This window comes from Streptomyces sp. SID5910, assembly GCF_009862125.1.
Taxonomy (GTDB): Bacteria; Actinomycetota; Actinomycetes; order Streptomycetales; family Streptomycetaceae; genus Streptomyces.
On sequence record NZ_WWHX01000241.1, the window covers coordinates 1 to 4,637 of the forward strand.

The 4,637-nt window shown below is 74.3% G+C and carries 5 protein-coding genes; 2 read left to right on the forward strand and 3 right to left on the reverse strand.

The annotated features are described in order from the left end of the window. Positions 1 to 79: 79 nt before the first annotated feature. A complete protein-coding gene (locus tag GTW67_RS08645; protein WP_161164225.1) occupies positions 80 to 1,153 on the forward strand; it encodes an acyl-CoA dehydrogenase family protein in 1,074 nt (357 codons plus the stop codon). 36 nt (positions 1,154 to 1,189) lie between these two features. Here GTW67_RS08645 and GTW67_RS08650 read toward each other — a convergent pair whose 3' ends face one another. The 3 genes from GTW67_RS08650 to hsaD all read right to left on the reverse strand — a co-directional run bounded on the left by GTW67_RS08650 (position 1,190) and on the right by hsaD (position 3,323). Beyond that, positions 1,190 to 1,798 carry a helix-turn-helix transcriptional regulator gene (locus GTW67_RS08650; protein ID WP_161164226.1) on the reverse strand — a complete coding sequence of 203 codons (609 nt, stop codon included), beginning with the start codon at positions 1,796 to 1,798 and terminating at the stop codon, positions 1,190 to 1,192. 118 nt (positions 1,799 to 1,916) lie between these two features. Beyond that, entirely contained in the window at positions 1,917 to 2,450 is a 534-nt protein-coding gene (locus tag GTW67_RS08655; RefSeq protein WP_237518743.1) for a flavin reductase family protein, read from the reverse strand. Positions 2,451 to 2,462: 12 nt separating this feature from the next. Beyond that, the gene (gene hsaD / locus GTW67_RS08660) at positions 2,463 to 3,323 is read right to left on the reverse strand and encodes a 4,5:9,10-diseco-3-hydroxy-5,9,17-trioxoandrosta-1(10),2-diene-4-oate hydrolase (RefSeq protein ID WP_346010604.1); all 861 of its coding nucleotides are present in this window, start codon (positions 3,321 to 3,323) and stop codon (positions 2,463 to 2,465) included. Between the two features lie 354 nt (positions 3,324 to 3,677). Here hsaD and GTW67_RS08665 point away from each other — a divergent pair, with 354 nt between their 5' ends. Then, positions 3,678 to 4,541, forward strand: a complete 864-nt coding sequence (locus tag GTW67_RS08665) for an IclR family transcriptional regulator (RefSeq protein ID WP_346010605.1) — start codon at positions 3,678 to 3,680, stop codon at positions 4,539 to 4,541. Positions 4,542 to 4,637: the final 96 nt, after the last annotated feature.

A 4,637-nucleotide genomic window follows, 5' to 3' on the forward strand; every position in this document is an offset into this window, starting at 1 on the left:
CCGCGCCCGCGTCCTCGCGGCCTGACCACCTCACCGGCGTCCTGCCGGAGTCACCACCACCACGGAAGGGAGCCGACACGTGAGGCTCACGGAGGAGCAGAGGGAACTGCGGTCCGCCGTGCGGGCCTCCCTCGCCCGGCACGAGGGAGCGGCGGCCTGGCGGCCGTTGACCGAGCAGATCGGCGTCGCCGGCCTCGCCGTCCCCGAGGAGTACGGCGGTGCGGGCTGCGATGCCCGTGAAGTCCACGTCGTCATGGAGGAGTTGGGCCGGGCCCTGAGCCCCGTACCCTTTCTCGGCTCCGCCGTCCTCGCCGTGCGGGCCCTGCTGGCCTCCGGTGACGCCGGGGCGTGCGCGCGGCTGCTGCCGGGGCTCGCCCTGGGGCGGACCGTGGGGGCGCTGGCGTGGGCGGAACGCGGCTCCTGGGACCCGGCGGCGGTCCGTGCCGCGGCCGTCCGCGGTCCGGGCGGCGCCTGGCTGCTGACCGGGACCAAGGAGTTCGTCCTGGACGGGGCCGGCGCAGGTCTGCTGCTCGTGGCGGCCCGGACGGAGACCGGGGTGGCCCTCTTCGAGGTGCCCGCCGACGGCGCGGGGGTGCGCCGCGAGGCGACGGTCACCATGGACACGACCCGCGCACAGGCACGCATCGTGCTCGACCGGGCAGAGGGGCGGCTGATCGGCGCCGAGGGAGACGGCGGCCGGGTCCTGCGGCACGTCCTGGACCTGGCCTGCACGGCCCTCGCGGCCGAGCAGACGGGTGCCGCCGAGCGGTGCCTGGAGCTGACGGTCGCCTATGCGAGGGAGCGCGTGCAGTTCGGCCGGCCGATCGGCTCCTTCCAGGCGCTCAAGCACCGGCTCGCGGACGCGTACGTACTCGTGGAGTCGGCGCGTTCGGCCGCGTACGGCGCGGCGTGCGCGGCCGCCGACGGGTCACCGGAGCTGACCCGCCGCGCGGCCGTCGCCAAGTCGGCCTGCTCGGAGGCGTTCTCGGCGGTGGCGGGCGAGACGATCCAGTTGCACGGCGGGATCGGCATCACCTGGGAGCACGACGCGCACCGCTACTTCAAGCGCGCGCACGGCTCGGCCCAGCTGTTCGGCCCACCGGCGTGGCACCGGGCGCGGCTCGCCGAGGACCTGGGGCTGACGGCGGCCTGACCGGGCGGCTCGGACAACGGTGGCGGCGCGGGGCCGCTAGGACCCCTCACGCTCCAGCTCAGCCACGTCGGCCAGCATGCCGTCGGCCAGGTCGCGTTCCGCGGCGTAGTAGCGTTCCGCCCACTTCAGGGCGAGCTGCGGATACGCCCATGCCTCGTCCGTGCCGGCGCCCTCGGCGTCGGCCTCGGCCTGCCGGCGCATCGTCTCGGCGTACTCCCGGTGCCGGCCGAGCACCTCGCGCAGCTGCTCGGGCTCCGTCAGGTGTCCGAGCCAGAGCCGCAGCACGACACCGTGCTTGAGCACCGGCGGGTCCACCGGGGCCCGCCTCGCCCAGGTGCGGACGGCTGCCATGCCCTCGTCGGTGATCCGGTAGACCCGCTTGTCGCGGTTGCCCGTCTCCTGGGCGACCGTCCGCGAGGTCACGTAGCCCGCGCGGTCCAGCCGCTTGAGCTCGCCGTAGATCTGGCTGACGGAGGGGCTCCAGTAGAAGAAGCGCAGTGACCAGTCGGCCCACTTCTTCAGGTCGTACCCGGACAGCTCCTCGCCGAAGGAGAGCAGTCCGAGCACCGCCCAGCCGGTCGCGGGGAGGGCCCGCCGTTCCGCGTCCCCCTCCGGTGCGCCGCCGCTCGCCCTGTTCCGCGTCACGCCCGCAGTGTACGGTCCGCGACCGCCCGGCGGGCTCCCGTGCGGCGAGCACGAAGGGCGCCCGGGCGCCGGGGTGGTCCCGGTGCCCGGACGCGTGGTCGCCCGGCCGTGCCCGTCGTCAGCGGAAGATGCCCTTCGCGAAGGTGCTGCGGAAGTACAGCAGCGGCGTGCCGTCCTCGCGGGCGGTGAGTTCCAGGACGCGGGCGACGACGACGTAGTGGTCACCGGCCTCCACGACGCTCTGCACGGCGCAGTCGATGTGGGCGAGCGCCCCGTCGATGCGCACGGCGCCGTTGCGGGACAGCGTCCAGTCCACGCCGGCGAACTTGTCGCCGCCCCGGCGGCCGAGGGCCGCGCAGACGGCCCGCTGGTCCTCGGCGAGCACCGAGATGCCGAACCGGCCGGCCGCCTCCACCTTCGGCCAGCTGGACGACGTACGCCCGACGCAGACCAGGACCAGCGGCGGGTCGAGGGAGAGGGACGCGAACGACTGACAGGCGAGGCCGGCCGGCCTGCCGTGCTCGTCGGCCGAGGCGACGACCGTCACGCCGGAGGCGAACCGGCCGAGGACGTTGCGGAAGTGCTCCGCGTCGATGGGTTCGCGGCCGTCCGGGCATCGCTGCCCGGAGGACCGCGGCATCAGCCGTTCCATGCGCCTGGCCCTTCAGTGGGTGAAGAAGTCGACGGCGAGCCGGTTGAACTCGTCGAACTTCTCGGACTGGGCCCAGTGGCCGCAGTGCGGGAAGACGTGCAGACGGGCGTTGGGAATCGTCTTGAGGGCGACGAACGCCCCATCGACCGGGTTCACCCGGTCCTCGCGGCCCCAGGTGAGGAGCACCGGCTGGGTGAGGCGGTGCGCCTCGCGCCACAGCATGGTGCGTTCGGCCCACGCGGGGTTGGCGAACGCGGCACCCATGCGGGCCCCGCCGAGCCGGGCCGCGGGGTCCGTGGCCTGGGCGTAGCGCTCCTCCACGAAGTCGTCGGTGACGACGGAGGCGTCGTAGGCCAGGGTGGTCAGGAAGGTGCGCATCTGCTCGCGGGTGGGCTCCTGCGCGGAGTTGAACGCGAAGAGGTGCTTGATGCCCTCGGTGGGGTCGGGCGTGAAGATGTTGACGGAGATCCCGCCGGGACCCATGAGCAGCAGCCTGTCGGCCTTGTCGGGGTGGTCGAGCGCCAGCCTGGTGGCGGCGCCGCCGCCGAGGCTGTTGCCGACGAACCCGGCCTGCGCGATGCCGAGTTCGTCCATGAGGGCGGCGACGGCGTTCGCGCTGAACGTGAAGTAGTCGGTGTCCAGCTCGGGTTTGTCGCTGCGGCCGAAGCAGGGCTGGTCGACGAGCAGGGTGCGCAGGCCGGCCTCGGCGAACGGGGCGAGGTTGCGGCCGAAGTTGGACCAGGCGGAGGCTCCGGGCCCGCCACCGTGCAGCATGATCACCACGGGTGCGTCCTCGGGTCCCGCCTCGTGGTAGTGGAGGGTGAGACCGCCCGCCTTGGCGGTGCGGGAGGTGGAGTCGTGGTCGTACGTCACAGCATCGTGTCCTCTGGTCGTTTGCCGCGGGTCCACGGCCTCGGCGGGTGTCGCGCCGGGCGCCCCGACCGGGCCGGCCCGGGGACTCGGCGCGGCACGCCGTGCGGTCCGTCGGAGGGACGACAGGAGCCTAGGACGGCGGCGCGGCGGCCCAGAAGGAGGGGTTCCCGCTCAGCGGGAAGCGCCCCGGGAGGGCGGTCACACACCGGTCAGGTGTTTCTAACCGAAATACCTGCTGCCGGCTTCTTCCCGCTCGCGCGGGTGGCGTGGCATGGTCGGTTCAGCGCCGCAGCGCAGGGGCGACGCCATCGGACCATCCCGTTGATCAGGGGGTTTGCTGTGCTTCATGAGGCAGTGGCGGACGACGGGACCGGGCAGGACGCCGCCCCCCTGTCCCTCCTGCGGAAGGCCGAGAAGGTGCTCGCCGCCTTCGACGGCGCGCACCCGCGGCTCTCCCTCACCGAGGTGATACGCCGCTCGGGTCTCAGCCGCTCGTCCGCGCACCGCATCCTCGATCAGCTGGTGCAGCTGCGCTGGCTGGAACGGGAGGGCCGGGACTACCGGATGGGGATGCGCATCCTGGAACACGGCGGGCTCGCCGCGCATCACAACCGGCTACTGCGGGCGGCCCTGCCCAGGCTGGACGACCTCCACGAGGCGACCGGCAAGCTGGTCCAGCTGTACGTCCTGGACGGCACCGAGGTGGTCTGCCTGGAGCGCATCGGCACCCTGGACGCCCACGTGGTGCCGACGCGTGTCGGCGCCCGGCTCCCCGCGCACTGCACCGCCGCCGGCAAGGCCATCCTCGGCTTCGGCGACCCGGCCTGCGTGGAGCGGGTGATCGAGGCCGGCCTGCGTCCCCGCACCCACCGGACGGTCGCGCACACCGCCCCGTTCCGCACGGAGCTGCTGTCCGTGCGTGAGCGGGGTGTCGCGTTCGACCTGGAGGGGACGTACCCGGGCCTGGTGTGCGTGGCGGCTCCGCTGCGGGGCGCGGGGCGGGCGATCGCCGCGGTCTCCGTGTCCTCGATGGGCGGGCACCGCTCGCTGGAGCGGCTGACGCCGCTGCTCCAGTCGTGCGCGCGGTCGATCTGGGCGGAGCTGCACGGGCCGGGGCGGGCGGCCCGCTTCGCGCCGCCCGTGGAGGCGCCCCCGGCGGAGGTCCCGGTCGCCGTGGGCGACGTCCTGCGGTGGGCACGGACGAACAGCTGGATGTGACCGCGGCCCGGCGCGGGTGCGGGGCGGGATGGGACGGGCGGCCCGGTATTGCTGGGGTGCCCGGCGCGGGCGCTGGCCGAGGGTGGGTCACGTGGC